The sequence below is a fragment of the Streptosporangium sp. NPDC000563 genome (assembly GCF_040299985.1).
Lineage (GTDB): Bacteria > Actinomycetota > Actinomycetes > Streptosporangiales > Streptosporangiaceae > Streptosporangium.
This window is the reverse complement of record NZ_JBEPDA010000001.1, coordinates 588604-615099: the sequence shown is the minus strand read 5'-3', so window position 1 is coordinate 615099 and position 26496 is coordinate 588604. Positions and strand designations below refer to the sequence as shown.

The following is a 26496-nucleotide window of genomic DNA, read 5'->3' as shown; positions in this document are numbered from 1 at the left end:
CGAACAGGAGGCGACCCCATGTCGCGTACCGCACCTTCCGCACGCCCCGCCGACACGTCTCCCTCGCGCTGGACGGCGCTCGCCGTGCTGTCCGCCGCGATGTTGATGACGATCCTGGACGGCAGCATCGTGACCGTGGCGATGCCGACCATCCAGGCGGACCTGGGCTTCTCGCCCGCCGGGCTCAGCTGGACCGTCAACGCCTACCTCATCGCCTTCGGCGGGCTGCTCCTCCTCGCCGGTCGGCTGGGCGACCTCATCGGCCGCAAGACCATGTTCCTCGCGGGGAACACGGTCTTCGCCGCCGCGTCGCTACTGGCCGGACTGTCCACAGGGCCCGGCATGCTGATCACCGCCCGGTTCCTGCAGGGCGTCGGCAGCGCGATGGCCTCGGCGGTCGTGCTGGGCATCCTGGTGACGCTGTTCACCGAGCCCGGGGAGCGCGCGAAGGCGATCGGCGTCTTCAGCTTCACCGGCGCCGCCGGAGCCTCGATCGGCCAGGTCCTGGGCGGGGTCCTCACCGACGCGTTCAGCTGGCACTGGATCTTCTTCGTCAACCTGCCGATCGGGCTGGTCACGATCGCGATCGCGATCCGGGCGCTGCCGGGCGAGCGCGGGGTCGGGCTCGCCGCCGGAGCCGACGTCCTCGGCGCCGTGCTGGTCACCGGCGGGCTGATGCTGGGCCTCTACACCGTGGTCAAGATCGAGGAGTACGGCTGGCTCGCCACCCACACCCTCGGCCTCGGCGCGGTCTCGATCGCCCTGCTCGCCGCGTTCCTCGTCCGCCAGGCGACCGCGAGGACCCCGCTGATGCCGCTGCGGATCCTCCGCTCGCGCAACGTCTCAGGCGCGAACCTCGCCCAGATCCTGACGCTGTCGGCCATGTTCGCCCTCCAGATCATCGTCGCGCTCTACATGCAGCGGGTCCTCGGCTACGGCGCCCTCGACACCGGCCTCGCGATGCTCCCCGCGGCGGTGGCGATCGGCGGCGTGTCCCTGTTCCTCTCCGCCCGGCTCAACACCCGTTTCGGCGAGCGCGCCGTCCTGCTCGCGGGCCTGGTGCTCCTGTTCTGCGCGATGTGCCTGCTCACCCGCGTACCGGTGAGCGCGAACTACGTCACCGACCTGCTCCCGGTGATGCTGCTCATCGCGGGCGGCGGGCTGGTGCTCCCGGCACTCACCACGCTCGGCATGTCCGGCGCGGGGGCCGACGACGCGGGCCTGGCGTCCGGGCTGTTCAACACCACCCAGCAGATCGGCATGGCCGTCGGCGTCGCGGTGCTGTCCACGCTGGCCGCCCGGCGTACCGAGGAACTGCTCTCGGCGGGAGAGAGCACGGCCTCCGCGCTCACCGGCGGCTACCACCTCGCCTTCGGTGTCGCCGCCGCCCTGCTCCTCGCCGCCTTCGCCGTCGCGCTCGTCGTGCTGCGGCAGCCCGGGCCGGTCAGAAGAGGGTGAGCGGCTCGGCGGGCATGGGCTCGGGCAGCGGCTCGACCTCCGGCAGCAGGGCCCGTACGTCGTCGTGGAAGCGACGGGCGAGCGTGAGCGCGTCGGCGTTGTCGGGGGTGTGCACGAACACGGTCGGCGAGCGGCCCTCGCGCAGCCAGCCGGTGACCGTGCCGATCCAGTGCTGCCAGCCCTCGATCGTGCTCTCGGTGTCGTCCCTGCCGAGGTAGCGGACGATCGGCCGGTCGGTGAGGGCGACCGACCGGAGCGGCATCCGGGGCTTCCTCGACCACGCCTCCCGTTCGGTGTCGCTGGTCGGAGGGCTCCGGAAGAGCGTCGTGGTGTCGAAGGGCACCCACTCGGCGCCGACACCGGCGAGAACCCCTTCGAGAAGCCGCGCGGACCGCGCGTCGTCGAAGAACGCGCGGTGGCGGACCTCGACGGCGTACCTGTGCGAACGAGGGAGCCGGTGCAGAAAAGCGGCGAGGGTGCCGAGGTCGGTCGGGGCGAACGACCCCGGCAACTGGATCCAGAGGGCGTGGGCTCGCGGCCCGAGTGGCTCGATCGTCTCCAGGAACGACCGGACCTCCTCGTCGACGCCGGTGAGGCGCCTCTCGTGCGTGATCGACTTGGGCAGCTTCACCACCAGCCGGAAGTCGGGCGCGGTCTGCCTCGCCCACGACTCCACCGTGCTCCTCGACGGTGTCGCGTAGAACGTCGTGTTGCCCTCCACCGCGTTGCACCAGGACGCGTAGGCCCGCAGGCGCTCTCCCGGCGGGAGCGGGTGGGGCAGGAAGTTCCCCTGCCATGACTTGAGGGTCCACATCGCGCATCCCACATGAAGCCGCATGACCTCGACGCTATCCAAGGACGGGAGCGAACCGGGCGTCGTACGTTAGATCCATCATCCGACCGGGCATCCCGATAGACCATCGCATTCGCGACAGATGGGATGTTTCCCAATGAAGGCGATATCTATCGCGGCAGGGGTCCTGGCCATACTCGTGGCGGCCCCGCCCCCGGTGGCGGCCGAGATCGGAGCCGGGACCGGCGCCTCCCCGGCCTCCGCCTCCTCCGCGAAGCCGGCCTATCCCACCGAGTTCTCCCTTCCCGACGGTTTCCAGCCGGAAGGGATCGCCATCGGCCCGGGGCCGTCCGCGTACTTCGGCTCGCGCGGGACCGGCGCGATCTACCGCGCCGACCTGCGCACCGGGAAAGGCCGGATCATCAATCCGGGCCCCGGCACCCCGTCGCTCGGTCTCAAGGTCGACCCGCGCGGGCGGCTGTTCGTCGCCGGCGGCACGGGCGGCGACGCCCGCGTGATCGACACCCGCACCGGCAAGGTGCTCGCGAGCTACCGGCTCACCACCGGCGCCGCGTTCGTCAACGACGTCGTGCTCACCCGCGACGCGGCGTACTTCACCGACTCGGCCAACCCCGTGCTGTACAGGCTGCCGTTCGGGCGCGGGGGAGCGCTGCCGGCCCAGGCGGCGAAGGTGCCGCTGAGCGGGGACATCGTCTACACGACCGGCAACAACGCCAACGGCATCGCCCAGACCCCCGACGGCAAGGGCCTGCTCGTCGTGCAGTCCAACACCGGCAGGCTGTTCCGCGTCGACCCCTCGACCGGAGTCGCCACCCTGGTGGACATCGGCGCCGAGTCCCTGGAAGGCGGGGACGGCCTGCTGCTGGAGGGCCGTACCCTCCACGTCGTACAGAACCGCCTGAACCTCCTCACCTCCCTCTCCCTGGACCGCGCCGCCACCTCGGGGAAGGTGATCCGCAAACTCGTCGACGAACGCTTCGACGTTCCCACCACCGTCGCCTCCTTCCGCGACCGCCTCTATCTCCCCAACGCCCGCTTCACCACGACCCCCACCCCGACGACCCCGTACAACGTGGTGGCCGTCAAGGGGCACTGATCGTTCCTCTCGTGCCCGCCCGCCGCTGATCGGCGTGCCCGCCCCCGCGGGCACGCCCTCGCACGTCCGCCGCACCGAGAAATCGGCCGGCCGCGCGAAGGGGCGGCAGCGGAGCCCACGACGACGGCCGATTTCCGCCAGCGTGCCGCCTCGGCGCGGCCGAGCATGGATCCATGAGTACTCTTCGTACGCTCGCCATCGAAGCCGAGGTCGCCGCCGAGCTGCGTGTCCGCGACGACGCCGGGCGCCCGCCCCGCGTGGTCACCGACACCGAGGGAGGCGCTCCGCTGCGATGCTGCCTGCGTCGCAGCCTGCCGGGCGAGCGGCTCGCCCTGCTCGCGTACGCGCCATTGCGCAGGTGGGCGGCACGGACCGGGGGCGATCCCGGCCCGTACGAGGAGCTGGGCCCGGTGTTCGTGCACGCCGCGCAGTGCGAGGGACCCGGCGGGACGGGTTTTCCCGTCGAGATGTGCGGCGAGCGGCGGGTCTTCCGCGCCTACGACGCGGTCGGCAACATTCTCGGCGGACGGCTGGTGGACCGCCACCTCAGCCTCGACGCCGCCACGGCGGAGGCCGTCCTGGCGGAGCAGTTCGCGGACCCGGGCGTGGCGCTGGTGCACGTACGGGCGGTGGAGTTCGGCTGCTTCCTGTTCGAGGTGCACCGTGCCTGACCTGGAGGTGTACCTCGCCTGACCACAGGCGGCGAATTCTTCGCCGCCCGCCTCGGACGACGCCGTCATGTGACGACGGCGTCGGAGATCTTCACCGGCTTCTTCCCCGGTGACCCCAACGGCGCGGAGGGTCTCGTCGATCATCGCCCGGATCGACGAGACCCTCCGCGCCGTATGCGTGCCGCCGTCGCCGGCGGCCCTGCGAGTACGAGTTCACGGTCATCGACACCATCGACTCTGGTCGGATCGGCATGCATGAGTTATATTTCACCTGTAAGAAAATTATTACAGGTGAAGGAGCGTCATGACAGGGGCCGTGCCGACCGGCGACGAACTGGTCGTGGTGCTCGCGGCGCTCGCCAACCCGCTGCGGCTGCGCATCGTCGCGAGGCTCGCCGACGGGCGTGACTACGTGAGCCACCTGGCCCGCGACATCGGGATCAGCCGCCCCCTCCTACACATGCACCTGCAGCGGCTGGAGGCGGCCGGGCTGGTCGTCGGCAGCCTTGAGCTCTCGGAGGACGGCAAGGCCATGAAGTACTACGAGGTCACGGACTTCCACCTGCGCCTCACCGCCTCGACCTTGGCCGAGGCGGTCCAGACCCTCACCCGATCGGACCCCGAGAAGGGTCCCGCCCCCAAGGAGAAGTCCTGAATGGACGCGACGACCTGGCCTGGCACGGTCCTGATCCTGGGCCTGTCATTCCTCGCCCTGATCCTGCTCATCGGCACCGCGGCGACGGTGCACGAGTTCCGCAAGCTGAAGATATCCGCCACCGTCCAGGAGGACCTGCGACAGCTGGTACGCCGCTACGAGCAACTCGCCGAGAACACCATGGACGCCCAGCAGCGGATGTCGACCGACCTCTCCGACGTGCGATCGCGCACGACCTCGATCGAGCAGATCCTGCGAACCGTCGAATGACCTCTCCCCTCCCCGAAGGGAGGGGATTCCCCACGGTCACCCGTGAGGGTTCCTGCTTCACCACCGGTCGCCCACCAGGAGGACTCCCCATGAACAGGCCCACCACCCAGAAGAAGGACACGATGAAAGCGATCACCCAGGAGAGGTACGGCCTCTCCGGCGTCCTGAGACTCGACGAGATCGACAAGCCGGTGCCCGGCGACGACGAGGTATTGGTGCGCGTTCGCGCGGCGTCGGTGAACCACGGCGACCTGGCGACCATAACGGGCGTGCCGTACCTCGGCCGCCTCGTGTTCGGGCTGCCCACGCCGAAGCAGAAGGTCCCCGGCCGCGACATCGCCGGAGAGGTCGAGGCCGTCGGCAGGAACGTGACGCGCCTGCGGCCGGGCGACGAGGTGTACGTCGAGGTCAACGGCGGAGGCTTCGCCGAGTACGTCCGCGTCCCCGAGGACCTGCCGTGCCCGAAGCCTGCCAACCTCACCTTCGAACAGGCGGCCGCCGTCCCCTGCGCGGGAAACACCGCACTGCACGGTCTCCGCGACCGTGGCGGGATAAAGGCCGGGCAGAAGGTCCTGATCAACGGGGCGTCGGGCGGCGTGGGCACCTTCGCCGTACAGATCGCCGCGTCGTACGGGGCGGAGGTGACCGGGGTGTGCAGCACCAGGAACATGGAGCTGGTCCGTTCGCTCGGTGCCGACCATGTCGTCGACTACACCCGGGAGGACTTCACCAGGAGCGGCCGACGTTACGACCTCATTTTCGACCTGGCGGGAAACCACTCGCTCTCCGACTGCAGGCGCGCGTTGAGCCCCGGCGGGACCCTCGTACTGTCCAGCTCGAAAGGCGGGCGCTGTTTCGGTCCGGTGCTCCGGCTCCTGGGGGCGCTGGTGCTGGCGCCGTTCGTACGGCAGAACCTGCGCCCGTGCATGGCGATGCGAAGCCGGGAGAGCCTCGTCGATCTCAAGGATCTGATCGAGTCCGGGCGGATCACCCCTGCGGTCGAGAAGACCTACCCGCTGAGCGAGCTCCCCGAGGCGATGCGGTACTTCAGCGAGGAGCACGCGCGAGCGAAGATCGTTATCACCGTGTGAGGCCGGTGAACGCCGTTCGCCTCGGGAAGGTCCGCGCGGACCTCGGTCCGATGCCGGGTCAGGCCGGATTCATCCGGGTGACGATCGTCCGCCAGAGGGCGAGTTGCAGCAGGGCGAGGAGCACGACGGCGGGCATCAGGGTCCAGATCCCGACGCTCTGCCCGATGGCACCGGTCAGCCAGGGAAGCGCCGCACCGCCGATGACCGACACCCCGTTCATGATGCCGATGGCCGTCGGCACCAGCCGGGCTGTGGTCAGGGTGGGCACCACCGCCATCGCCGTCGGGAAGACGGGCCCGAGGAAGAAGCCGAGCAGGAGGAAACCGGCGGTCGCCACGACCACTCCCGGCGCCACCCAGGTGAGCACCGTGCTCGCCGTCACGCCGACCAGGCAGACGTAGGTCATGCCGACCGCGGTCAACCCCATCCTGGTGGCGACCGGACTGATCAGGAACCGCCCCAGGGTCAGCCCGAGCCAGTAACCGCTGGCGATGTAGCCGGCGGTGAGGCCGGTCTGCGCGTGCTCCTCCACCAGGAAGGTGAACCCCCAGTTGCCCACGCTGATCTCCAGGCCGACGTACACGGCGAGGAACACCGAGGCGAGCACCACCGCGGGCGTGCGCAGCACGGAGGTGAGCAGACCGCTCCGCTCCGGTTCGGAACCCGGGGGACCCGCCGAAGGCACCGGGGCGTCCGGATACGGGGTCCCCTCTTTCGCGGAGGGCTCCGACGACGGGGCGCCGGGCCTCACGGAGGGCTCGGGGACTGCCGGAGGCACCGGCACGCCAGGCTTCACGGAGACATCGAGGGCATCGGCGACGTCGGCGGTGCGCCTGGGATAGGCGACCAGGAAACCGGCCAGCAGCGGCAGGCCCGCCAACGCGAGCACCAGCCACACGGCGGTCCACGGCAGGAAGGTGAGAGTCCAGGCGGCCAGCAACGGACCGAGCAGCGCGCCGACACCGAAGAACGCGTGCAGGCGGTTGAGCAGTGTCGTGGCCGAGGGCAGTTCCGCCAGATAGGCGTTGAGCACCGACTCCAGCACACCGGTGCCGTAACCGACCAGCAGTTGCACCGCCACGAAGGTCGCGAACGGGGGACGGGTCGCCATGTACAGCGTGGATATCACGTACAGGCCGCCGGCGACGGCGAGGGAGAGGCGCGTACCGAGGCGTTCGAGCAGCGGGCCCGTGGTGGATCCGGCGAGCATGAACCCGGCGGAGGAGACGAAGAAGGTGATGCCGATCGTCGTCATGTCGACGCCGTAGTCACCGATCAGTGTGGGCAGCAGCACTCCACCCACACCGGCGTTCAACCCGACCAGTACGAAGGTCGCGTACGCCAGGACGACCGGCGCCCGCCAAGGGCTGCTCACGACGGGCACATGCTCTCCAGCACGGTCATGTGATGCGGATGGTTTCCGAACCGCCCGGTGGAGGTGTGGGTCCACGGCGGTCCACCGTCGGCCGACCTCTCCCGGGGGCCTCGCCACTCGGGTGATCACCCAGGAAAGCACTTTTTTGGTGGGGAGTCTTGCCATCCGCTTTACCTGAGGGGCTCAGCATATGACGATCTTCGACAGCGGAACAGACGCGAGGCCGCAGATTTTTTAACCTGAAATTTTCATGCTCGGCGAGGCATTTCTACAGTTCACTGTTATCCGGCCCGTGCGGTGCTTGCCCCCCGCCGAGGGCCGGGGTCAGACTCCGCCGGAGTATCACCCCTCCGCGCGACCACGTGAGCGATCCGCATTCCCGTCGCACTCGCGTGCCGGTCCACGCGAGGAAATGTTAACGCTAACAATCGCGGGAGCCGATCGACGTCGAAACGACCAGGAACCATTCGGCGTCGGCGCCGAAGACCGGCGCCGACGGGACCGAGAAGGCGCGGATCGGCATCCACAGCCACGAGGAGGAGACATGACGAAGGACCACAACGAGCCCGAGAACGGCGAGCGAAACCCGCTGAGCCGCAGGGCCGTCCTGACCACGCTGGGAGCCCTGCCGGTCCTCGGCGCGGCCTCCGTCGTCGCGGCCACGGAGGCCACCGCCGCGACGGCGGTCATCAACCCGTCCGCGCAGCGGCAGACGATCCGCGGCTTCGGCGGCATGACCTTCGCGGCCTGGATCGGCGACCTCACGGCCGCCCAGCGGGAAACGGCGTTCGGCACCGGCGAGGGCCGGCTCGGGTTCTCCGTGCTGAGAATCCCCGTCCCCGAGAACCAGGCGGACTGGAGCCGTGACGTGGCGACGGCGAAGCGCGCGATCGAACTCGGCGCCTCCGTCATCGCGTCGCCGTGGAATCCCCCTGCCAACATGATCGAGACATTTACCCGCGGCAGCCAGACCAACGCGAAACGCCTCAGGGCCAACATGTACGCGGCCTACGCCCAGCACCTGAACGACTTCAACACGCACATGCGGAACAACGGCGTGAACCTGTACGCCATCTCAGTGCAGAACGAGCCCGACTACGCGCACGACTGGACGTGGTGGACCCCCGCGGAGATCCTCAAATTCATGCGGGAGAACGCCGGCTCGATCAACACCAAGGTGATCGCGCCCGAGTCCTTCCAGTATCTGAAGAACATCTCGGACCCGATCCTCAACGACTCCACCGCGCTCGCCAACATGGACATCCTCGGCGCCCACCTCTACGGCACGCAGTTCTCCAATTTCCCCTACCCCCTCTTCAAGCAGAGGGGCGCGGGCAAAGAACTCTGGATGACCGAGGTCTACCACCCCAACAGCAGCGATTCCGCGGACCTCTGGCCCCAGGCGCTCGACGTCGGAGAGCACATCCACCGCGCCATGGTGGACGCCGAGTTCCAGGCGTACATCTGGTGGTACATCCGGCGCAGCTACGGCCCCATGCGCGAGGACGGCCAGATCAGCAAGCGCGGCGCGATGATGGCGCACTTCGCCAGGTTCGTCCGCCCCGGATACGTGCGGGTCGACGCGACCGCGAACCCGGCGTCGAACGTCTACGTCTCGGCGTACCGGGGCGGTAACTCCACGGTCATCGTCGTCGTCAACAAGAACACCTCGGCGGTGAGCCAGCAGTTCACCGTGTCGAACGCCACCGGATCGTCCAGCGTCCCCTCCTGGCTCACCGACGCGAGCAGGACCGTCGCACCCCAGGGAACGACCACCATGTCGAACGGCTCCCTCACCGTCACGCTTCCCGCCAGAAGCATGATGACCTTCGTGACCGGCGTGACCACCACCCCCGACCCCACGCCCACCCCGACCCCCACCGTCAGCCCCACCCCCGGTGGCGGAACGGGACCCCGGGTCGCCTACACGATGAACTCCTGGAACAACGGCTTCACCGCCAACATCAGCATCACCAACACCGGAACCACGACGATCAACGGCTGGACGCTGGTCTTCACCCTGCCCTCCGGCCAGTCCATCACCTCGGGCTGGAACGCCACCTACTCGCCCTCCAGCGGCCAGGTGAGCGCCGTCAACGTCAGCCACAACGCCACGCTCGCCCCCGGGGCCACCATCGACATCGGCTTCCAGGCCAACCACACCGGCAACACCGGCAAACCGACCGCCTTCACCCTCAACGGCATCGCCTGCACCGTGGTCTGACCGGCGACGCTCCTGTCGGCCCGACCGGCGACGGGGCAGGTGCCGCCCCTCCGACACCGGAGGGGCGGCGCAATCGGCCGCCGGCACCTGGGCAGAAAATTCGGCGGAACCTGTCGAGAACCGGTGGCGGCCGTTCGTCACTCGTACGACACAGCCCTTCCGACCACGAGGAGCAACGATGAGGTACGCGATGCTGATCTTCGGCGACGATCGCGAGTGGGGTGCGCTCTCCCCTGCCGAGGAGCAGGAGGCGATGGAGCGGGTCTACGAGTGGTACGAGCGGTGGCAGCCGACCGGCAAGATCGCCGATGGCGGTGCCGAACTGCGGCCCCGGGACACGGCGAAGACGGTGCGCGCCGACGTGAACGGCCAACCGGTGATCACAGACGGGCCGTACCTGGAGCTCAAGGAGGTCATCGGCGCGGTCGTCATGCTGGAGTGCGACGACATCGACGAGGCCGGGCGGATCGCGGCCACCTGGCCGCTCACTGCCGGGATGAGCGCGCTGGAGGTCCGTCCGGTGACGAACCGCGAGTAGCGGTGGTGCTGGGCGCCGGTCTCACAGGCGGCGCCTCAGCTCCCCCACCCGACGCGACATCAACTCCCGTTCGGCCGGGTTCTTCGCCAACTCCAGAGCCCGCTCCGCCGCCGTCAGCGCCTCGGCCGGACGGTCGAGCGTGGTCAGCAGGTCGGCCCGGGCGGCGTGCCACAGGTGATAACCGGCGAACCGCGCCCCGAGCGCGTCGACCTCGTCCAGCGCCGGGGCAGGCCCCACCGCGAACCGTGTGGCCACCGCCCGGTTCAGCAGCACCACCGGCGACGGGTCCAGCGCGTACAGCCGGTCGTACAGTGCCCTCACGTCGGCCCAGTCGGTGGCCTCGTACGAGGTGGCCAGGGCGTGTAGCGCGGCGATACCGGCCTGCAGTTGGTAGGACCCGGGCCGGCCCTGGCGCACCGCCGCCCGCAACCGCAGCACCGCCCGTTCGATCGCCGCCTTGTCCCACAGCCGCCGGTCCTGCTGTTCGAGCAGCACGATGCGACCCCACGAGTCGAACCGCGCGTCGGCGCGGGCATGGTGCAGTTCCAGCAACGCCGCCAGGCCCGCGGCCTCCGGCTCGCGGGGCAGCAGCTCGGCGAGCCGGCACGCCAGCTCGACCCCCTCGCGGGCCAACTCGCGCCGCTGGGCGGAGCGGCCACCGGACAGATACCCCTCGTTGAAAACGAGGTAGATGACCGCGAGCACTGCCGGTAACCGGTCGACGTACTCATGCGGCTGTGGCACCTCGAACCGGATACCGCGCTCCCGCAGCCGACGCTTGGCCCGGGAGAGCCGTTGCGCCATCGTCGGCACCGGCACCAGGAACGCGGCGGCGATCTCGTCCGTGCTCAGGCCGCCGACGGCGTACAGCGTCAGCGCGACCCGGGCCGGCTCGGCGAGATCTGGATGGCAGCACCCGAAAATCATGGCGAGCCGATCGTCCGCACCCGGTTCCGGCGGCGCTTCCGCGGCCACCCGTGCCAGTTTCTCGCGACCGACGGCGTCGCGGCGTAGCCGATCCAGCGCCTTGCGCCAGCCCGTGGTGACCAGCCAACCGGTGGGACTCCGCGGCACTCCCTCGTCGGGCCAGCGCTTGAGAGCCTCGGCCAGCGCGTCCGACAGCGCCTCTTCTGCCCGGTCGAAGTCGCCGAGCCGCCGGCTGAGCGCACCGAGCATGCCGGCCGCGTCCGTCCGCCAGATGCGGTCCAACAGCTCTGCCACGTCGTCCACCACATCAGTGTGCGATATTCGCAGGGGCGAGCGCCGCGCGAGCCTCAAGCCGGAAGGCCGGCACCCATCCCCTCTGCTGGACCGATGACATGGGCCGACACCCAGCCGCGTCGCCCGATTCGCTGGGATTCCTGTCGCATGTCCCCGTCGCCCGCCCATATGGTGTAGCCATGGTGGGACGGCTGGTCGTCGTCGTTGGTTTCGACGGCATCGAGCTCGTCGACGTCGCGTGTGTGACGACCGGTTTCGACTACGCCAACCGGCAGGGGGCCGACCCGGCGTACCAGGTGGTGTTCGCGACCCCGATGGGCCGGCCCGTGCGGTGCGACTCCGGACTCGAGTTGCCCGGGCAGGGCCGGATCGACACGATGGACGGTCCGATCGACACCCTGATCGTCTCTGGTGGCCAGGGGCACGAGACCGCCGCCGCCAACCCTCGGTTCGTCAGCCAGGTCGTACGGCTCGCCAGGCTGTCGCGGCGGGTCGCGTCGGTGTGCACCGGGGCGACCGTGCTGGCCGCCGCCGGGTTGCTCGACAACCGCCGGGCCACCACGCACTGGTACGAGGCCGGACGGCTCGCCACCCGCTTCCCGCAGGTGCGGGTCGATCCCGCGCCGATCTTCGTCCGGGACGGCAGCGTCGCGACGTCGGGCGGGGTCACGGCTTCTCTGGATCTCACGCTGTCCTTCATCGAGGAGGACCACGGGTCCGAACTCGCCCGTCGCGTGGCCATGGGCATGGTCACCTACCTGAAACGCCCCGGGAATCAGGCACAGGTGAGCCTGTTCAACAGGATTCCGCACTCCGACCAGCTCCTGGTCCGGCGGACCATCGACTACGTGGTCAGCCACTTCGACGAGGACCTCAGCGTCGCCCGCCTGGCCGCGCTCGCCGGGGTGAGCGAGCGGCATCTGAGCAGGCTGTTCGTCGAGTGCGTCGGCCGGACCCCCTCGCGGGTGGTCCGCGACGCGCGCCTCGAAGCGGCCTCCCAGCTGCTCACCGCGACCCGTGAGCCGGTCGCGGCCATCGCCCGGCGGTGCGGGTTCGCCTCCGCCGAGTCCTTACGGCAGGCGTTCGTGGCATGGGCCGGGGTCTCGCCGTCGCGGTTCCGGGAAAGATCGTGAAGCTTGGTCCCGCGGTCGCCCCGTGGTCGCCGTGAACGACACGGGCGCGAGCGTCAGGCAGGCGAGCACCGCCACCAGCAGCAGGACGAACGCATGTCGTACGAGCGGAAAACGCCTTCGCAGGCTTTTCGTTGCCGTCCTTTTCCGCGATCACTAAGAATCGCATACGGGATCTCAGCTGTCGCGCTGCTTGAGGCGGAGCGCTTCCTTGCGGACCTCGGCCTGGAGACTCTGCTCGCGCTCCAGCCACGCCGGGTTCTCCGCTTTCAGCGCGTCGATCTCGGCGGTGGTGAGAGGTTCGGTGATCCCGCCCCTGAGCAGGCCGGCGACGGAGATCCTGAGCTTCGCGGCCATGACCTGCTTGGTGTGCGGGCCGTTGCGGCGCAGGTCGGCGAGCCAGGCGGGTGGCGTCGCCTGCAACTCGTTCAGCTCGTCCCTGGAGATGACACCCGCCTGGAACTCGGCCGGAGTGGCCGGCAGAGGGACACCCAGCTTCTTGGCCGCGGTCGCGGGCTTCATCGTCTGGGTGGTCTTCGGTTTGGGCGAGGTCATGACGTCAAGAATAGTCAGCCGGAACAGGTTCCCCTGACATCGCTACCCTGGGGAAGTGACTGATGGAGAGACCGGCGGGACGTTTCGACTGGCGTACGTGCCCGGGGTGACACCCGCGAAATGGGTCAACGTCTGGATCGAGCGAATGCCCGAGGTGCCGATCACCCTGGTCGCGGTTCCCGCCGCCGAGGTGGTGGGACTCCTGCGGAACGGCGGTGCCGACGCCGGATTCGCCAGACTGCCGGTCGACCGGGACGGGCTCAGCGTGATCCCTCTCTACACGGAGACCACGGTGGTCGTGGTGCCCAAGGACCACGTGCTGACCGCCGCCGACGAGGTGGCCCTCGCCGACCTTGACGACGACGAGGTGTTCCACCCTCTGGACGACACCGTCGAGTGGACGGTCCGGCCCGGGCTGCCCGCGTTCACCCGCCCGGCCACAACGGCGGACGCGGTCGAGCTGACAGCGTCCGGCGCCGGGATTCTCCTGGTTCCGCTGTCGCTGGCACGCCTCCACCACCGCAGGGATCTCACCTACCGGCCGGTGCCGGACGCGCCGCAGTCTCAGGTCGCGCTGGTCTGGCCCACGGACGCGACCACCGACCTGGTGGAGGACTTCATCGGCATCGTCCGCGGCCGGACGGTGAACAGCTCGCGGGGCCGTACCCCCGCCTCCCCCGCGAAGAAACCGGCGAAGCGGCAGGCACAGAAACCCGCACAGAACGGCTCCGGTCGCCGGGCCGTGCCGACCGGCCGCAAGAAGAAGGGCCACCGACCTCGGTGACCTGCGGACAGATACGCCGATCCCCCTTGGTAAGGAATGAGCACCGACGGCTGTCAGGCTGAGGCGGTAAGTCGACGCTCATCGGCCTTCATGGTGTCACCGTGGAGCCGCGAAGATTCCAACCCCTGAATTCCCGCTCACCAACGGGAGCCCTTCGCGACGTGGCGGGCTCCTCGCCCTGCTCCAGAGCTGGTCGAGACTCGACCTGGTGTGCCTGTGCGAGGTGGTGCCGCACCCTCGCGAACCGCGCTTTCACGAGAACACGCAGGCCAGGTTCATCGATGAAGGGCGAAACACGACTCGCCTGACTCGGAACCGCACGAATGCTTGCCCGGGCTTGTTCGGATTCGGTAACCGAGTCAAAATCAGTTCAGCCTTCAACTAATTGGTTGGAGGGTCACTGCACGGATGAGGAGAGGCATGAAGCGCATCATCTCCATTCTCGTCGCCGCCGTCGCCCTTGGCGCCACGCTCACCGGCGTCAGCCCCGCGTCCGCGGCCGCCTCCGCAGTCGACTGCTCCACGGGCGAGTACACCCGGGTCCTGAACAGCTACGTGCCCACCAACATTGAGAGGGGGGCCATAGACGGCCGCAGCTACAACATCGGCGGCTCGTTGACGTACACGTTCGATATCTGCCTTGACATCCCGGACACCTCGACATTCACCATCGAGGTACGGATCTGGAACAACGGGACACAGACTTCGTTCGTGGACGACCGGCCCGGGGACAAGATCTTCCGCTACACGCTCGCTCCCAACAGCTTCTGGCAGGTCTACGGCACGTTGACCGGCCCCGGCAGCACCTACCTCTACTACACCTGGAACGAGAAGATGACCCTCTCCTGACGCGGAAAGGGCCGCCCGCCTCGCTCGGTGAGACGGTCGGCCCTACCGCTCTCAAACGGCCCGGAAGCCTGCTTTATCCCGGGTCCACATTCCATCCCGATCTCTCAAGCGGCTCGGTGAGCGGCTGGATTCGTCGTCGCTGTATTTATTTCACCGCCGCACGGGACCGCGAAGGCCACTTCCTGGTCGTCGCCTGGCCGCCCATGCCGAAGCGAGGTCACGGCGACGGAAATGCATGAGGAGTTCGGCCGCCCCCTGAGGTTCGGATCGTTCCACGATGTCTCCCGCGTGTCCTTCGTTCGGTTCCTCCCCTTCGAGACACCGACCCGTCCCGGAGCGGGGACCGGTGATCTCGAAGAAACGACCTTCGAAGAACCGCATGAAAGAGCGAGGGGGGCGGCGACTCGGACGACAGGATGCGCATCGGCGACAGGCGAGGACCGGGGACTGTCACGGAGATCCCTGTGCGCTTTCGCACCACTACTTCCATCGCTCAGGCCCCATATCTTTTCAAGTACCACAAAGAGATATATCTCCTACCCAAGGCGCACATCTGATCTTATTTACCATACAGAAAAAGCAGAAGAACGCCTTTTCGTCTTGACGAAGTCGTCGAATGGCATGAGCATGGAAGCGACTGTTCATTTTCTCATGCATAGAAACAACCGATTCGGTCAACAATTATTCGCGGGTGCGGTTTCTCGCCCGTGACACGAGCAGGGCGATGAGTGCCGACTCCAGTTCCAGCAACCAGCGACCCGAAGATCATGTCAACGAGCTGAACGGGACCGTGCTGGGGTCGGCGGTCCAGGCCCGGGACATCCACGGCGGGATCCACCTGCATCAGGCATTCACCCCCCTGCCGCGACCGACCCAGCTGCCGGCCGGCGGCATCCTGGTTGATCGTGCCGAGACGCTCGCCCTCCTGGACGCCGTGTGCTCCGACCGGGCAGGGACGGGGGTGCCCAAGGTCGCCGTCGTCAGCGGCCCGGCAGGCATCGGCAAGACCGCGGTGGCGTTGCACTGGTCGCACCGGGAGCGTGACGCCTTCCCCGACGGTCAGCTCTTCGCCGACCTGCGTGGGCACGCGATGGACACCCCCGTGCAACCGGCGGAGGTGCTGGGACGGTTCATCCGCGCCTTCGGGATCGCGCCCGAACGGATCCCCGGTGACCTGGCGGAGCGTTCGGCGCTCTACCAGTCGCTGGTGAGCGGGCGCCGTCTGGTCGTCGTGCTGGACGACGCCCTGTCGGCGGCCCAGGTGAGCCCGCTGCTGCCGGCATCCGCGGACAGCATCGCGATCGTCACCAGCCGGTGGCGGCTCGCGGGACTGCTGATGCGCGGGGCGAAGGGAGTCCAGCTGGGCCGGCTCAGTCCAGCCGCCGCGCTGACGCTGCTGAAACGGACCGTCGGCGACGACCGGGTGCACGGCGAGCCGGAGGCGGCCGACGAGCTGGTGGAACTGTGTGCGCGACTGCCGCTCGCCCTGTGCGTGGCCGCCGCCCGGCTGGCCACCAGGCCGCACTGGCCGCTGTCGGAAATGGTGGAGGCCCTCAGCCACGAGCGGCGGCGCCTCAGCGAACTGTCGGTGGAGGACGACATGACGATCCGGGCCGCTCTCACGCTCTCCTACAAAGGACTCACCCCCCAGGAAGCGGGACGTGTCTACCGGCTGCTCGGGCTCTTCCCCGGTGCCACCTTCGACAGCCGGGCGGTGGCCGCAACGGTGGGGCTCCCCCTTGTCCAGGTCCGTCACCTGCTGGAGGTCCTGACGGACGCCAACCTGCTCGATGACCTGCCCAGCGGGCACTATCGCTTCCACGACCTGACCCAGCTGCACGCCCGGGAACTGGCCGAGCAACTGGATTCCGTGGCGATTCGTGAGGAGGCCGTGCGAAGGGCGCTTGACTGGTTCCTGTACACCGCCTGGGGCGCGAGCCAGGTCGTGCTGCCGTACCGCCGTGTCTCCCGGGAAGCGGTGATCCACAAGCCCGCCGAACCAATTGTCTTCACCGGTCCGGTGCAGGCTCTCGACTGGCTGGAGGACGAGTTCGCCAACCTCAGGGCCACCACCCTTGCCGCGTTCGAGCGAGGTCTGTTCGACGTGGCCTGGCAACTGGTCGACGGCATCTGGCCCCTGTTCCTGTACCGCGGTCATCACGCGGAACGGCTGGAGATCGACAGGCTGGGCCTGGCGGCGGCACGCGCCTGCTCGAACTCCCCGGGCGAGGCCAAGATGCTGAACCGGACCGGTCTGGCGCTGCGCACCCTCGGCCGGTTGGACGAGGCCGCCGACGACTTCCGAGGAGCGTTGGAGATCTGGCGTCGCGAGGGAAACCGGCAGCGGGTGGCCGGCAGCCTGCGCCGGTTGGGCCTGGTGGAGAAGGATCGAGGGCGGATCGACGAGGCCATCGCGCTCTTCGGGGAGGCACTCGACGACTACCGCGCGATGGGCAGGTCACGCAAGGTGGCTCTGACGTTGTGCGACCTCGCCGACGCGATGACCGGGAGGGATCGCCAGGCGGAGGCCGTCGAATGCCTGACGGAGGCGCGACGACTCCTCGCTCGGGAACCCGACCCCTACAACCAGGCACGCGTGCTCGTCCTGCTCGGCCGCGCACGGGCCGGAGGACCCACGGCGGCAGCCGATCTCCTGAGACGGGCGCTGGAGGAGATGCGGCGGATCGGCTCGGACAACGGCGAGGCCCAGGCCCTGGAAGCGCTCGGAGACCTCGCCCTGGAGAACGGCCACCGGGACGACGCTCGCGAACGTTACCAGGACGCGCGGCGGATCCTCGTCCGGCAGGGGGCCAGGAGCGAAAGGCTGGACGATCGGCTGTCCCACCTGGGGGGAGACTGACGGCCGTGTGGTGTCCGACGGTCGAGACCGCCCCGGCGGGATGCCAGGGCGGTCCCGGCGGTCAGGCCGCCCCAACCTCCCGACGTTCCTGACCTCCCGGCGTCCCAACGCGCGGCGGGGCCCGGTGTCCAGCCACAACATCGGAGTCCTGACGTCCGGTCACGACGTACGGAGGTCCCAGCGTCCGGTCACGACATGCGGCGTATGTGCCGCTCCCAGCCTCGACAGTTCCTCACAGGTCAGCGACGCCGTCACCGGAGTGCGGGACCCGACCTTCCAGCCGGCGTGCACCACCGCCGCCCGCAGGGCCCGTACCGGATCGCCGGTGTTCCGCCAGACGTGCAGGAAGGTGGCGAACAGCGCGTCACCGGCTCCGGTGGTGTTCACGACCTCCCGTGGCGTCACGGCCTCCGCCCTGACGAGCAGCCCGTCTCTCATCCCGAGCACCGCCCCACGCTCGCCGAGCCCGACTCCCACCACCTGACAACGCGGGTAGCGCCGGAACATCTTCGCCATCCACTGCTCGGGTGGACAGGGCAGGCGTTCGTGGCTGCAGAAGACGATCCTCGCGGCCTCCAGCCATGGACGGTTGTACTCGTCGCCGAGGTGGTGGATGAGGTGGACGTCCACGGCGATGGGAATGCCGAGCCGAGTCGCGGGCCGAACCAGATCCCGGACGAACTTCGCGTTCGTCAGGACCAGAAGGTCCGCGCCACGGGCCTGCGCCTCGAAGAGGTCCGGTGGATACGCGACCCGGTTGACGGGCGCCAGGTTCGGGAAACCCATGCGACGGCCGTCGGGTGTGACGAGTGTCACGCCCGACGACGATTCGGCGCTCTCGACGATCCCGGGTCCCAGCAGGCCCGCACGGCCGAGTTCGGTCGTTATACCCGCGCCGATGAGATCGCGGCCGACCACGGTGCACAGACGCACGTGATCGCCGAGCGTCTTCAGGGTCCGCGCGATGTGACCAGCGGCCCCTGACACGCCGGCGCATGACCAGCATGGCGACGACGTGGGGGCGTACCGGACAGGAAACTCCCTCACCCCAACGGACATGTAGAAACTGACGGCGCCGGCCACGAGGATCCCGCGGTTCATGCGGACGTCCTTCCGGTGTCGTACGCCCCGAGGCGGGCGGGGCTGACCTGCGTCCTGCCCGCCACCTCGAGCGTTCCGATCCTGGCCGCCGAGGAGTCGACGTACCGGCCCACGATCACCGAGGCGGTGCCCAGGCTCTCGAACGGCATCCCTGCGGCCCGCCAGCCGTAAAGGAACGACCCGTAGACGGCGGGCCAGGGGGCGGAGCCGCCGGAAAGGTCTCCCACCTCGGTGATCGCGGCGAGCCGTCCGTCTCGAAACCCCGCCAGGAGGCCGCCTCCGGCCTCCTGTCCGCCGACCGCGACCTCGCAACCGGGATATCGGTCAAGGAGACCGGAGATGCCTCTTCCGGGAACGTTCCAGGGGATCTTCAGGCTCACGAGGACATCGGCGACCTCGCACCAGGTCCGGTTCAGGGGGTCGTCGAGGGTGGCGACGATATGTGTGCCGTCGAAGACGCGCCTGCCGGGCGGCAGGCCACGGTGGTGTCTCTCCGGAGACAGGATGACGAGGTGCGGGGCGCGGAGCGGGCCCTCGCGGGGGATCACCAGGATCGCCGGTTCACTCCGCCGCGATGTGGCGGTTCCGCGCGTGGTGAGGGTCCGCGGCGGGACGGTGATCCCGGACGGAGCCGCGGGTCCGGGTGAAGCCGCGGGTCCGAACAGAGCCGCGGGTCCGGGTGAAGCAGCGGGTCCAGGTGGAGCGACGGGTCCGGGTGGAGCGGGGGCTGCCGACGGGGACGGGATCCGGCGCAGCCTGAGCGCGTGTTCCAGCCGGAAGAGGTGAACTGACACGAACGTACCGAACACGTTGATTCTCCGATCCGGATGGTCTACCTGACGAGAAAAGGCGCCGGAGCCGGTGCGGTCACCGGGATGGTCGCGGGTTGCCGCAGTTCCAGCAGCCGGTAGATGAGCCGGCGCATGTTCCGGTCGAAACGGCCTGGCTCGGAGGTGATGCCTTCCGCGACGGCCCGGTAGTGGCCGGGCCCCACCTCCTCGGCGATCCTGACCAGCTGCTCTCGCAGCGAGCCGCGAGGGGAGAGTCTGGGTGCGACGGTGGCGAGCCCGCCGAGGGCGGACGCGGGGTCGACGTCGTCCCGGGGAAAGCCGGCCAGTGCGACCGGCGCCCCGGTGACCGTCCCGTACAGGGTCGCCGATCCGTGGTCTCCGATGATCCAGTCGGCCGACGCGAGGACCGCGTGCCAGTTCGCCTCCGGTGGCACCAGGCTCAGGCCGCGCCGCAGAGAGTCGGCGAACCAGGCTCTCACCTGCCAGATGCCGTGCCCGAACCAGACGTTGGGGTGCAGGAGCAGCACGACGCGGTACTCCTGCCGGGGCAACTCGGTGACCAGGCGGTGCAGCAGCCGGGGCCATCGGCCGAAGAGCGATGTCGACCCCCAGGTCGAGCTGACCACGACGAGCTTCTGATCCGGCTCGACGGCCAGCGCGCGGCGGTACAGATCTCGGTGCGGCAGTGCGGCGACCAGCCTGTCGTAGGAGGGGTCGCCGACGACGGTGGCCACCGGGAGCGCCTGCGGGCAGGTCCGGCCCAGCCGTCCCAGCTCGGAGGAGTGGGAGAGCGCCACCGCGGAAGGCAGTACGGCGCCGTCGTACAACAGGCGCTGGGGATCGAGCCCGTATGCCACACGATCGCCCACGGCACGCACACCGTCTCGTACGGCCACGAGCTTGTTGAAGCCGGCGCCGTGCGGAATGACGATCAGTGGCGCGTGAATCTCGTGGAGCGCGCCCAGGCTGGCGGCGACGGCGAGATCGAACCGCTGGTTTCTGGACTGTTCCCAGGGCAATACCACCGCCCCCAGTCCACCGACGAAATCCGCGACCCCGTTGCTGAAGACGTCCGGGGCGATGGTGAACACGACCTGGATTCTCAGGTCGGATTCCACGAGGCGTACGGTGTCCATCAGGCGTTGTCCCGATGTGACGGTGTGGACGACCACCAGCACCACTTTGCAGTTCCTGCGCGTCACCCATCGGCGAGAGTCGAGCCCGATAGGAACCCTGCTCCATTCGCGGTCGGACATTTTCCTGTCATCACCCCTGACCTGTTCCGGCGGACGGGCGAGGTTCGTCGTCCTCTATAGAGAGGTTCATCGCCCTTCGCAGAGCGTCGCCGTCGAAACTTGCGGAAACCCTTGCGGTAATCCTGTTGCCAGCCAGAGGGAATGAGGATAAATAGGTCATAGGACTAGTCGAATCACTTACTGCGCAGGCGACTCTGACCAGTTAAATGCCTCATACGGAAGACCGCTCCCGCCGGGAAGGGGAATAGAATGGAATTCCGTATTCTCGGACCGGTCGAGTTTTGGTCCCGAGGTCAACGCCGTGACCTGGGGTGGGCCAGGGAACGTCACATTTTGGCCGTCCTTTTGATGACCCCGGGAAAGCCTGTTTCCACCGAGTCGCTCATCCGCAAGGTGTTGGGTGAAAACCCGCCGGACAATGCCCGAAGCATCCTGTACAGTCCCATCGCCCGACTGAAGGGCCACCTGCACGGTGCCGGAGAGGGCGTGCGGCTGAGAGGTGGTTCGGGGACGTATTCCCTTGAAACAGACCCGGAGAACATCGACTACCACCACTTCCGCGCACTGTGCTCGAAAGCCCGTTCGGTAAGCGAAAAGGGCGACGTCGACGGCGCTTTGCGACTGTATGGCGAAGCGGGTCGATTGTGGCGGGGAGAGCCGCTGTCCGGACTCTCCGGCTCCTGGGTCGTCAATACCCGTAGAAATCTCGAAGGCGACCTGCTGGCCGGCACCGTCGAACGCGTCGAACTCGAACTCCTTCGCGGCTCGAACACCAACCTCGTGCCGGAACTGTACGACCTGGTCAACCGATTTCAATTCGACGAGAAACTGGTCGAGCTGCTCATGATGGCGCTCTATCGAGCCGGTCGGCAGGCGGAGGCCCTCGGCGCCTACCGTCAGGCGCGCAGTCGTCTCGTCGGAGAGCTCGGCACCGAACCGGGGCCGGGGTTACGGGCACTGCAGCAGCGCATCCTCCAGGGCGATCCGGCGCTGCTGCCCGAGTCCTGGCGCGGGGCCCGGGGGAACACGCCGCTGACCAGCCTCCCTCGCGACGTTCACACCTTCGTCGGCAGGACACCCGAGATCAACCGGCTGATCGACGAGCGGATACGGCAGGACGCGGTCACCGTTCTCGCGATCGACGGCATGGCGGGGGTCGGGAAGACAGCGCTGGCCGTGCACCTGGCCCACCGGCTCGCCGACGACTACCCCGACGGCGTGCTCTATCTCGACCTCCTGGGCTACGACGCCGAGCACGCGTCGATGGACCCGGCGACCGCCCTCGAACGTCTCCTGCGCCTTCTCGGCATTCCGGTCCCTGACGGCCTGGACGAGCGGGTGGCGAAGTGGCGCACCGCGCTCGCCCGCCGCAAGGTGCTCCTGGTCCTCGACAACGCCATAGGGCATGATCAGCTCAGCCCTCTCCTGCCGGGGGCACCCGGCTGCCTTGTCATGATCACCAGCCGTCGGCGGCCGGCGGGGCTGGACGACGTCCACTCGCTCTCCCTGGAGGTTTTGCCACCGCAGGAGGGGGCCGACCTCTTCGGTCGCGTCGTGGGTTCGCGGCGCGCGCTCCCCGCGGACGACGTCGCGCGGGTCGTGCGGCTCTGCGGCCATCTCCCCCTCGCGATCCAGTTGGCCGGTAGCCGGCTCCGGCACCGGCCCGCGTGGAGCGTGGCCGACCTCGCCGAGTTACTCGGCAGGAACGACCGGCGGCTGAGCGAGATCCGGGCGGGCAACCGCGGGATCATCGCGGCGTTCGAGCTCTCCTTCAACGGCCTGGACGAATGGCAGCAGCGGGCGCTCTGGCGGCTCGGACTGCACCCCGGGGCGGACATCACCGCGGACTGCGCGGCGGCGCTGCTGGAATCGGACCGGGCCGAGGCGGAGAGGTTGCTCGACGATCTCCTCGACCATCACCTCATCTCCGAGCCTCGGCGAGGTCGATACAGGTTTCACGACCTCATCGGCGAGTATGCCCGCCTGCTGTCGAACCGGGAGCCGGAGAGCGCGCGAGCCGAGGTGCTCCGCCGGGTCCTCGACCACTACCTTCACATGGCCGACACCGCCGACCGGCTGCTCTACCCGCACCGCACCCGCGGCCCGGCCGAAATGTTCGACGCACCGGGTCCCGGAGCAGGTATCACCACCGAGGAGCAGGCCCTCGCCTGGATGAACGCCGAAGTGGACAACCTGCTCCTCGTCACGCGCCACGCCGCCGATCACGGGTGGACGAGGCACGCGGCGTTGCTTCCGCGCGTCCTCGGCCGATATCTCGACGTGTGGGTCCGCTGGGCGGAGGCGGCCGAGCTCCACACCCGCGCCGTGGAGGCGTGGCGCGAACTGGGGAATCGGTCGGGGACCGCGTACGCGCTGGCCGACCTCAGCGTGGTGCGGCGGCAGACCGGCCGGTATGAGGAGGCCCTCCGGCTGGCCGACGAGGCGCTGACGATCCAGCGTGCCCTCGACGACGAGCGGGCCATCGCCGACCTGCTCGACAACAGCGGCCTGGTGTACTGGCAGCGTTCCAAGTTCGACGTCGCCCTGAACTGCTTCGAGCAGGCACTGCGACTGCGCAGAGCGCTGGCCGACCGCCACGGTCAGGCCGCCAGCCTCACCCATATCGGGATCATCCACTCGCATCTGGGGGACTACCCGAAGGCCACCGAGCACCTGCTGGGGGCGCTCGGGTTGTACCGGCAGGGCGGCGACCGGCGCGGACAGCAGGTCGCGTTGAACAACATCGGCGAGATCGAGTTCAGGCTGGGCAACTACAACACCGCGCTGAGGCACTACGAAGAGGCCGAGTCCGTCTACCCTGACATGGGCCCGCAGAACAAGGCCATCTGGCTCAACAACGTCGCCAACGTCTACCAGTTCCTGAACCGGCACGCCGACGCTCTCGAGTGCTACAGAAAGTCACTGCGGATTCACGGTGACATCGGCGACCGGCGGCACGAGGTGGACGCCCTCAACAACATCGGCAACTGTTACGCGCGCATGGGCAGGGACGAGGACGCGCTCGTCCATCACCAGAAGGCATTACGCGTCTCCATCGAGATATCGGAACGTCACGAGGAAAGCCGGGCCCTTCTCAGTATCGGCGGAATTCATCATCGCGCTGATCACCACGACGCCGCCCTGGCCCATTACGGGAAGGCCCTTGCCGTGGCGCACGCCATCGGGGACGTCCACCAGGAGGCCCGCACGCTCGACGAGATGGGCACCGCGCTCGCCGACGCCGGCAAGTGGACACGGGCAGAGGAGTGCTGGCGACGGGCGCTCGACCTCTACGAGTCTCTCGGCGTGGTGGAGGCGGAGCTGCTCCGGGCGAGACTTGCCAGGTAGAGCCGACGGGAGTCGCCAGGCGGCAGGTGGACCCATCCTGCTGTATGATCTTCATGGCCCACTGGGTGCTCAAACGCACACATATCGCCCTTATCGCTAATTCGCCACTTTTATTCTCATATTCCCCGCAGGATGTCGCGAGCCCTGCGAGATGACTACCAGTTCAGGATGTCCTATAGTGGAGTCTCGTCCTGGCCGAAATTTGAGACCGAGGACGTTTTCGGTTTTTGGCAAGAAAGCGAAAAACAGCGATGAGACGACCCTTCAAGACCGTCGGCGCCATTCTTGTGACCGGTGCCTTTATGATTTACGGTATCGACCTGTTGTCGATCATTGATTCCCTGGTCATTAGTTCCTGAATATATTATCGAACGGCCAGGGGTGGCGTAGGCCACCCCTTTTTTTGTCGACCTCGGCGGTCCCGCACCCACGGTAGTGGGCGACCGAGCAGACGATCCGGCGACCACGCCCACCACCCGCACGGCCCCGTGCCGACGCAGCCTGTCCCCCGGACCGTTACCGTCCGTCATCCTCGTACCCGCCGAGGCCCGGTGAGCGGCGGCCTCAGCCCTTGAAGGCGCCGTTCATGATCCCGGCCACCATGCGCCGTCCGACGAAGACGAACAGGACGAGCAGCGGGAGGGTGGCGAGGAAGGAACCGGACATGGCGAGCCCGAGGTCGATGCTGAAGCTGTTCTGCAGCGCCTTGATCGCGATCTGGACGGTGTACATCTCCGGCGACTTCAGCACCACGAACGGCCACAGGAAGTCGTTCCACGCGGTGACGAAGCCCAGCAGGCCGAGCACGAAGGCGGCGGGACGCACCAGCGGGAACGCGACCCGCCAGAAGATCTGCCAGGTCGACGCCCCGTCGATGCGGGCCGCCTGAAGGAGCTCGTCGCTGATGGCGGACGATATGTGCTGGCGCATCCAGAAGATGCCGAAGGCGTTGGCCAGGCCGGGGACGATCAGCGCCTGGAGTGTGTCCACCCAGCCCAGCGATGAGATGATCATGTATTGCGGGACGATGGCGAGCTGGGTCGGCACGGTCATCGTCAGAACGACGACCAGGAACAGCGTGTTGCGGCCGCGGAAGCGCAGTTTGGCGAACGCGAAGCCCGCCAGTGCGCACAGCACCGCCTGGCCCACGCCGATCGACCCGGCCACGATCAGGCTGTTGACGATCGACTGGACGAACGGCACGGTCGAGAACACCAGGCCCGCGAGGTGGAAGAAGTTGTCGCCCGGCACGATCTCGGGCGGCAGATTCGTCGCCGTCGCGGTGTCGGTGGTGGCGACGATGAACATCCAGTACAGCGGGAACAGGCAGAAGAAGACGGCGAGCGCGAGCAGCGCGTAGGTCCACCATCGGACACGATCGCCGGAGCGTGGTCTCGTCGTGCTCACGATCGCCTCCTCAGCCCTTGACCGGGCGGATCCGGGTGGACAGGAAGTAGTTGAGGCCGGCGAGCACGACGACCATCACGAACAGCGCCACGCCGACCGACGCGGCGTAACCGAACTTGAACTGGGTGAACCCCTGCTCGAACAGGAAGAGGGTGAGCGTCTGGCACTGACGGATCGGCCCGCAGGTGGTGGCCGCTCCGCGGTTCACGAGCAGGGGCTCGGTGAAGATCTGCAGCCCGCCGATCGTCGAGGTCACGATCGTGAACACGATGACCGGCCGCAGGGCGGGGAGGGAGATGTGCAGGAACTGCCGCACACCTCCGGCTCCGTCGACGGCGGCCGCCTCGTAGATCGCTCGGGGAACGGCCTGCAGGGAGGCCAGATAGAGCAGCGTCGTGTAGCCGAACCACCGCCAGGCCACCATGACGGCGATCATCACATGGCTGCCCGCCACCGACTGGGTGAAGTCGATGTGCTCGACGCCCACCAGGCCGAGCAGCCAGTTCAGCACCCCGTAGTCGCGGTCGAACATCTGGACGAACACGATGGCGGTGGCGGCCACCGAGGTGATGTACGGCACGAGCATCGTCATGCGGAAGAACACGGCGAAGCGCAGCCGTACGTGGTTGAGCAGGTGCGCGAGCAGCAGCGCGACCAGCAACTGCGGCACGGTGGACAGCAGCCAGATGCTCACGGTGTTGCGCGCCGCGTTCCAGAACCGCACGTCCCCGAGCAGCCGGTCGAAGTTGTCCAGGCCGACGAACACCTGCTCGCCGATCGGGTTCCAGTCGAACAGCGCCACGTAGAAGGTGAACAGCAGCGGGATGAGACCGAACACCGCGAAGAGCACGAAGAACGGGGCGATGTAGGCGTAGGGGGCAACGATCTCGGCGAAACCGCGTCGCGCGGCCTCCACCGGCGGGGCCGGGGGCAGGTCCGCCTTGGTGGAGCTGATGCTCGTCGTCACGGTCTGCTCGCTTCCCCGCCACCGGCGCGGGCCCC

Annotated in this window: 22 protein-coding genes; 13 read left to right on the top strand and 9 right to left on the bottom strand. The window is 68.3% G+C overall.

Translation table 11 applies throughout. The features are described 5' to 3' along the window. Window positions 1-18 precede the first annotated feature (18 nt). Complete coding sequence (locus ABT352_RS02785) at window positions 19-1458, top strand: DHA2 family efflux MFS transporter permease subunit (RefSeq protein WP_350941982.1); 1440 nt, start codon at window positions 19-21, stop codon at window positions 1456-1458. Here the strand turns inward: ABT352_RS02785 and ABT352_RS02780 are convergent. Next, window positions 1445-2296 (bottom strand): DUF72 domain-containing protein, encoded by an 852-nt coding sequence (locus ABT352_RS02780; protein ID WP_350941980.1) that lies wholly within the window; start codon window positions 2294-2296, stop codon window positions 1445-1447. The two genes, ABT352_RS02785 and ABT352_RS02780, sit on opposite strands and share 14 nt — an antisense overlap. Window positions 2297-2408: 112 nt before the next feature. Here ABT352_RS02780 and ABT352_RS02775 point away from each other — a divergent pair, with 112 nt between their 5' ends. The 5 genes from ABT352_RS02775 (at window position 2409) to ABT352_RS02755 (ending at window position 6055) form a co-directional block, all read left to right on the top strand. Beyond that, window positions 2409-3368 (top strand): Vgb family protein, encoded by a 960-nt coding sequence (locus ABT352_RS02775; RefSeq protein WP_350941978.1) that lies wholly within the window; start codon window positions 2409-2411, stop codon window positions 3366-3368. Between the two features lie 173 nt (window positions 3369-3541). Next, on the top strand, window positions 3542-4039 hold the full coding sequence (locus ABT352_RS02770; RefSeq protein ID WP_350941976.1) for a DUF1203 domain-containing protein: 498 nt from the start codon (window positions 3542-3544) through the stop codon (window positions 4037-4039). 304 nt (window positions 4040-4343) lie between these two features. Continuing rightward, window positions 4344-4694, top strand: a complete 351-nt coding sequence (locus ABT352_RS02765; protein ID WP_350941975.1) for an ArsR/SmtB family transcription factor — start codon at window positions 4344-4346, stop codon at window positions 4692-4694. Then, on the top strand, window positions 4695-4964 hold the full coding sequence (locus ABT352_RS02760) for a hypothetical protein (RefSeq protein ID WP_350941974.1): 270 nt from the start codon (window positions 4695-4697) through the stop codon (window positions 4962-4964). An 89-nt stretch (window positions 4965-5053) separates the two neighbouring features. Then, window positions 5054-6055: an NAD(P)-dependent alcohol dehydrogenase gene (locus ABT352_RS02755; RefSeq protein WP_350941973.1), complete on the top strand. Its 1002-nt coding sequence runs from the start codon at window positions 5054-5056 to the stop codon at window positions 6053-6055. Between the two features lie 58 nt (window positions 6056-6113). On the opposite strand, the gene ABT352_RS02750 is transcribed toward ABT352_RS02755, so the two are convergent. Next, the gene (locus ABT352_RS02750) at window positions 6114-7430 is read right to left on the bottom strand and encodes an MFS transporter (RefSeq protein ID WP_350941972.1); all 1317 of its coding nucleotides are present in this window, start codon (window positions 7428-7430) and stop codon (window positions 6114-6116) included. 544 nt (window positions 7431-7974) lie between these two features. Here ABT352_RS02750 and xynC point away from each other — a divergent pair. Together xynC and ABT352_RS02740 are read left to right on the top strand one after the other, a co-directional pair. Next, complete coding sequence (xynC, locus tag ABT352_RS02745) at window positions 7975-9654, top strand: glucuronoarabinoxylan endo-1,4-beta-xylanase XynC (RefSeq protein ID WP_350941970.1); 1680 nt, start codon at window positions 7975-7977, stop codon at window positions 9652-9654. A gap of 178 nt (window positions 9655-9832) precedes the next feature. Further along, window positions 9833-10192, top strand: coding sequence for a YciI family protein (locus ABT352_RS02740; protein WP_350941969.1), 360 nt, complete (start codon window positions 9833-9835; stop codon window positions 10190-10192). A gap of 21 nt (window positions 10193-10213) precedes the next feature. On the opposite strand, the gene ABT352_RS02735 is transcribed toward ABT352_RS02740, so the two are convergent. Further along, window positions 10214-11422, bottom strand: a complete 1209-nt coding sequence (locus ABT352_RS02735) for an RNA polymerase sigma factor (protein ID WP_350941968.1) — start codon at window positions 11420-11422, stop codon at window positions 10214-10216. Between the two features lie 170 nt (window positions 11423-11592). Here ABT352_RS02735 and ABT352_RS02730 point away from each other — a divergent pair, with 170 nt between their 5' ends. Beyond that, window positions 11593-12546 carry a GlxA family transcriptional regulator gene (locus ABT352_RS02730; protein ID WP_350941967.1) on the top strand — a complete coding sequence of 318 codons (954 nt, stop codon included), beginning with the start codon at window positions 11593-11595 and terminating at the stop codon, window positions 12544-12546. 174 nt (window positions 12547-12720) lie between these two features. Here ABT352_RS02730 and ABT352_RS02725 read toward each other — a convergent pair whose 3' ends face one another. Continuing rightward, window positions 12721-13098: a DUF5997 family protein gene (locus ABT352_RS02725; protein ID WP_350941965.1), complete on the bottom strand. Its 378-nt coding sequence runs from the start codon at window positions 13096-13098 to the stop codon at window positions 12721-12723. 55 nt (window positions 13099-13153) lie between these two features. Between ABT352_RS02725 and ABT352_RS02720 the strand changes: the two genes are divergently transcribed. The 3 genes from ABT352_RS02720 to ABT352_RS02710 all read left to right on the top strand — a co-directional run bounded on the left by ABT352_RS02720 (window position 13154) and on the right by ABT352_RS02710 (window position 17591). Beyond that, entirely contained in the window at window positions 13154-13882 is a 729-nt protein-coding gene (locus ABT352_RS02720; RefSeq protein ID WP_350941964.1) for a LysR family substrate-binding domain-containing protein, read from the top strand. Window positions 13883-14302: 420 nt separating this feature from the next. Beyond that, window positions 14303-14731: a hypothetical protein gene (locus ABT352_RS02715; protein ID WP_350941962.1), complete on the top strand. Its 429-nt coding sequence runs from the start codon at window positions 14303-14305 to the stop codon at window positions 14729-14731. Window positions 14732-15422: 691 nt separating this feature from the next. Beyond that, window positions 15423-17591, top strand: coding sequence for a tetratricopeptide repeat protein (locus ABT352_RS02710; protein ID WP_350941960.1), 2169 nt, complete (start codon window positions 15423-15425; stop codon window positions 17589-17591). Between the two features lie 159 nt (window positions 17592-17750). Here the strand turns inward: ABT352_RS02710 and ABT352_RS02705 are convergent, their stop codons facing one another. The 3 genes from ABT352_RS02705 to ABT352_RS02695 form a co-directional block, all read right to left on the bottom strand. Then, window positions 17751-18692 carry a carbohydrate kinase family protein gene (locus ABT352_RS02705; RefSeq protein WP_350941958.1) on the bottom strand — a complete coding sequence of 314 codons (942 nt, stop codon included), beginning with the start codon at window positions 18690-18692 and terminating at the stop codon, window positions 17751-17753. Continuing rightward, entirely contained in the window at window positions 18689-19240 is a 552-nt protein-coding gene (locus ABT352_RS02700) for a hypothetical protein (RefSeq protein WP_350941956.1), read from the bottom strand. Before ABT352_RS02700 ends, ABT352_RS02705 begins: the two co-directional genes overlap by 4 nt. Window positions 19241-19524: 284 nt before the next feature. Then, window positions 19525-20739, bottom strand: coding sequence for a hypothetical protein (locus ABT352_RS02695; protein WP_350941955.1), 1215 nt, complete (start codon window positions 20737-20739; stop codon window positions 19525-19527). Window positions 20740-20988: 249 nt separating this feature from the next. Between ABT352_RS02695 and ABT352_RS02690 the strand changes: the two genes are divergently transcribed. Continuing rightward, window positions 20989-24087 (top strand): AfsR/SARP family transcriptional regulator, encoded by a 3099-nt coding sequence (locus ABT352_RS02690; RefSeq protein WP_350941954.1) that lies wholly within the window; start codon window positions 20989-20991, stop codon window positions 24085-24087. A gap of 564 nt (window positions 24088-24651) precedes the next feature. Here the strand turns inward: ABT352_RS02690 and ABT352_RS02685 are convergent. Both ABT352_RS02685 and ABT352_RS02680 read right to left on the bottom strand, forming a co-directional pair. Then, entirely contained in the window at window positions 24652-25494 is an 843-nt protein-coding gene (locus ABT352_RS02685) for a carbohydrate ABC transporter permease (RefSeq protein WP_350941952.1), read from the bottom strand. Between the two features lie 10 nt (window positions 25495-25504). Continuing rightward, a complete protein-coding gene (locus ABT352_RS02680; protein ID WP_350941950.1) occupies window positions 25505-26461 on the bottom strand; it encodes a carbohydrate ABC transporter permease in 957 nt (318 codons plus the stop codon). Between the last annotated feature and the right edge of the window lie 35 nt (window positions 26462-26496).

Bases quoted from the DNA above. Each gene is read 5' to 3' on its own strand.
- ABT352_RS02785 (WP_350941982.1), top strand. From the start codon at position 19: ATGTCGCGTACCGCACCTTCCGCACGCCCCGCCGACACGTCTCCCTCG.
- ABT352_RS02780 (WP_350941980.1), bottom strand. From the start codon at position 2,296: ATGCGGCTTCATGTGGGATGCGCGATGTGGACCCTCAAGTCATGGCAG.
- ABT352_RS02775 (WP_350941978.1), top strand. From the start codon at position 2,409: ATGAAGGCGATATCTATCGCGGCAGGGGTCCTGGCCATACTCGTGGCG.
- ABT352_RS02770 (WP_350941976.1), top strand. From the start codon at position 3,542: ATGAGTACTCTTCGTACGCTCGCCATCGAAGCCGAGGTCGCCGCCGAG.
- ABT352_RS02765 (WP_350941975.1), top strand. From the start codon at position 4,344: ATGACAGGGGCCGTGCCGACCGGCGACGAACTGGTCGTGGTGCTCGCG.
- ABT352_RS02760 (WP_350941974.1), top strand. From the start codon at position 4,695: ATGGACGCGACGACCTGGCCTGGCACGGTCCTGATCCTGGGCCTGTCA.
- ABT352_RS02755 (WP_350941973.1), top strand. From the start codon at position 5,054: ATGAACAGGCCCACCACCCAGAAGAAGGACACGATGAAAGCGATCACC.
- xynC (WP_350941970.1), top strand. From the start codon at position 7,975: ATGACGAAGGACCACAACGAGCCCGAGAACGGCGAGCGAAACCCGCTG.
- ABT352_RS02740 (WP_350941969.1), top strand. From the start codon at position 9,833: ATGAGGTACGCGATGCTGATCTTCGGCGACGATCGCGAGTGGGGTGCG.
- ABT352_RS02730 (WP_350941967.1), top strand. From the start codon at position 11,593: ATGGTGGGACGGCTGGTCGTCGTCGTTGGTTTCGACGGCATCGAGCTC.
- ABT352_RS02725 (WP_350941965.1), bottom strand. From the start codon at position 13,098: ATGACCTCGCCCAAACCGAAGACCACCCAGACGATGAAGCCCGCGACC.
- ABT352_RS02715 (WP_350941962.1), top strand. From the start codon at position 14,303: ATGAAGCGCATCATCTCCATTCTCGTCGCCGCCGTCGCCCTTGGCGCC.
- ABT352_RS02705 (WP_350941958.1), bottom strand. From the start codon at position 18,692: ATGAACCGCGGGATCCTCGTGGCCGGCGCCGTCAGTTTCTACATGTCC.
- ABT352_RS02695 (WP_350941955.1), bottom strand. From the start codon at position 20,739: ATGTCCGACCGCGAATGGAGCAGGGTTCCTATCGGGCTCGACTCTCGC.
- ABT352_RS02690 (WP_350941954.1), top strand. From the start codon at position 20,989: ATGGAATTCCGTATTCTCGGACCGGTCGAGTTTTGGTCCCGAGGTCAA.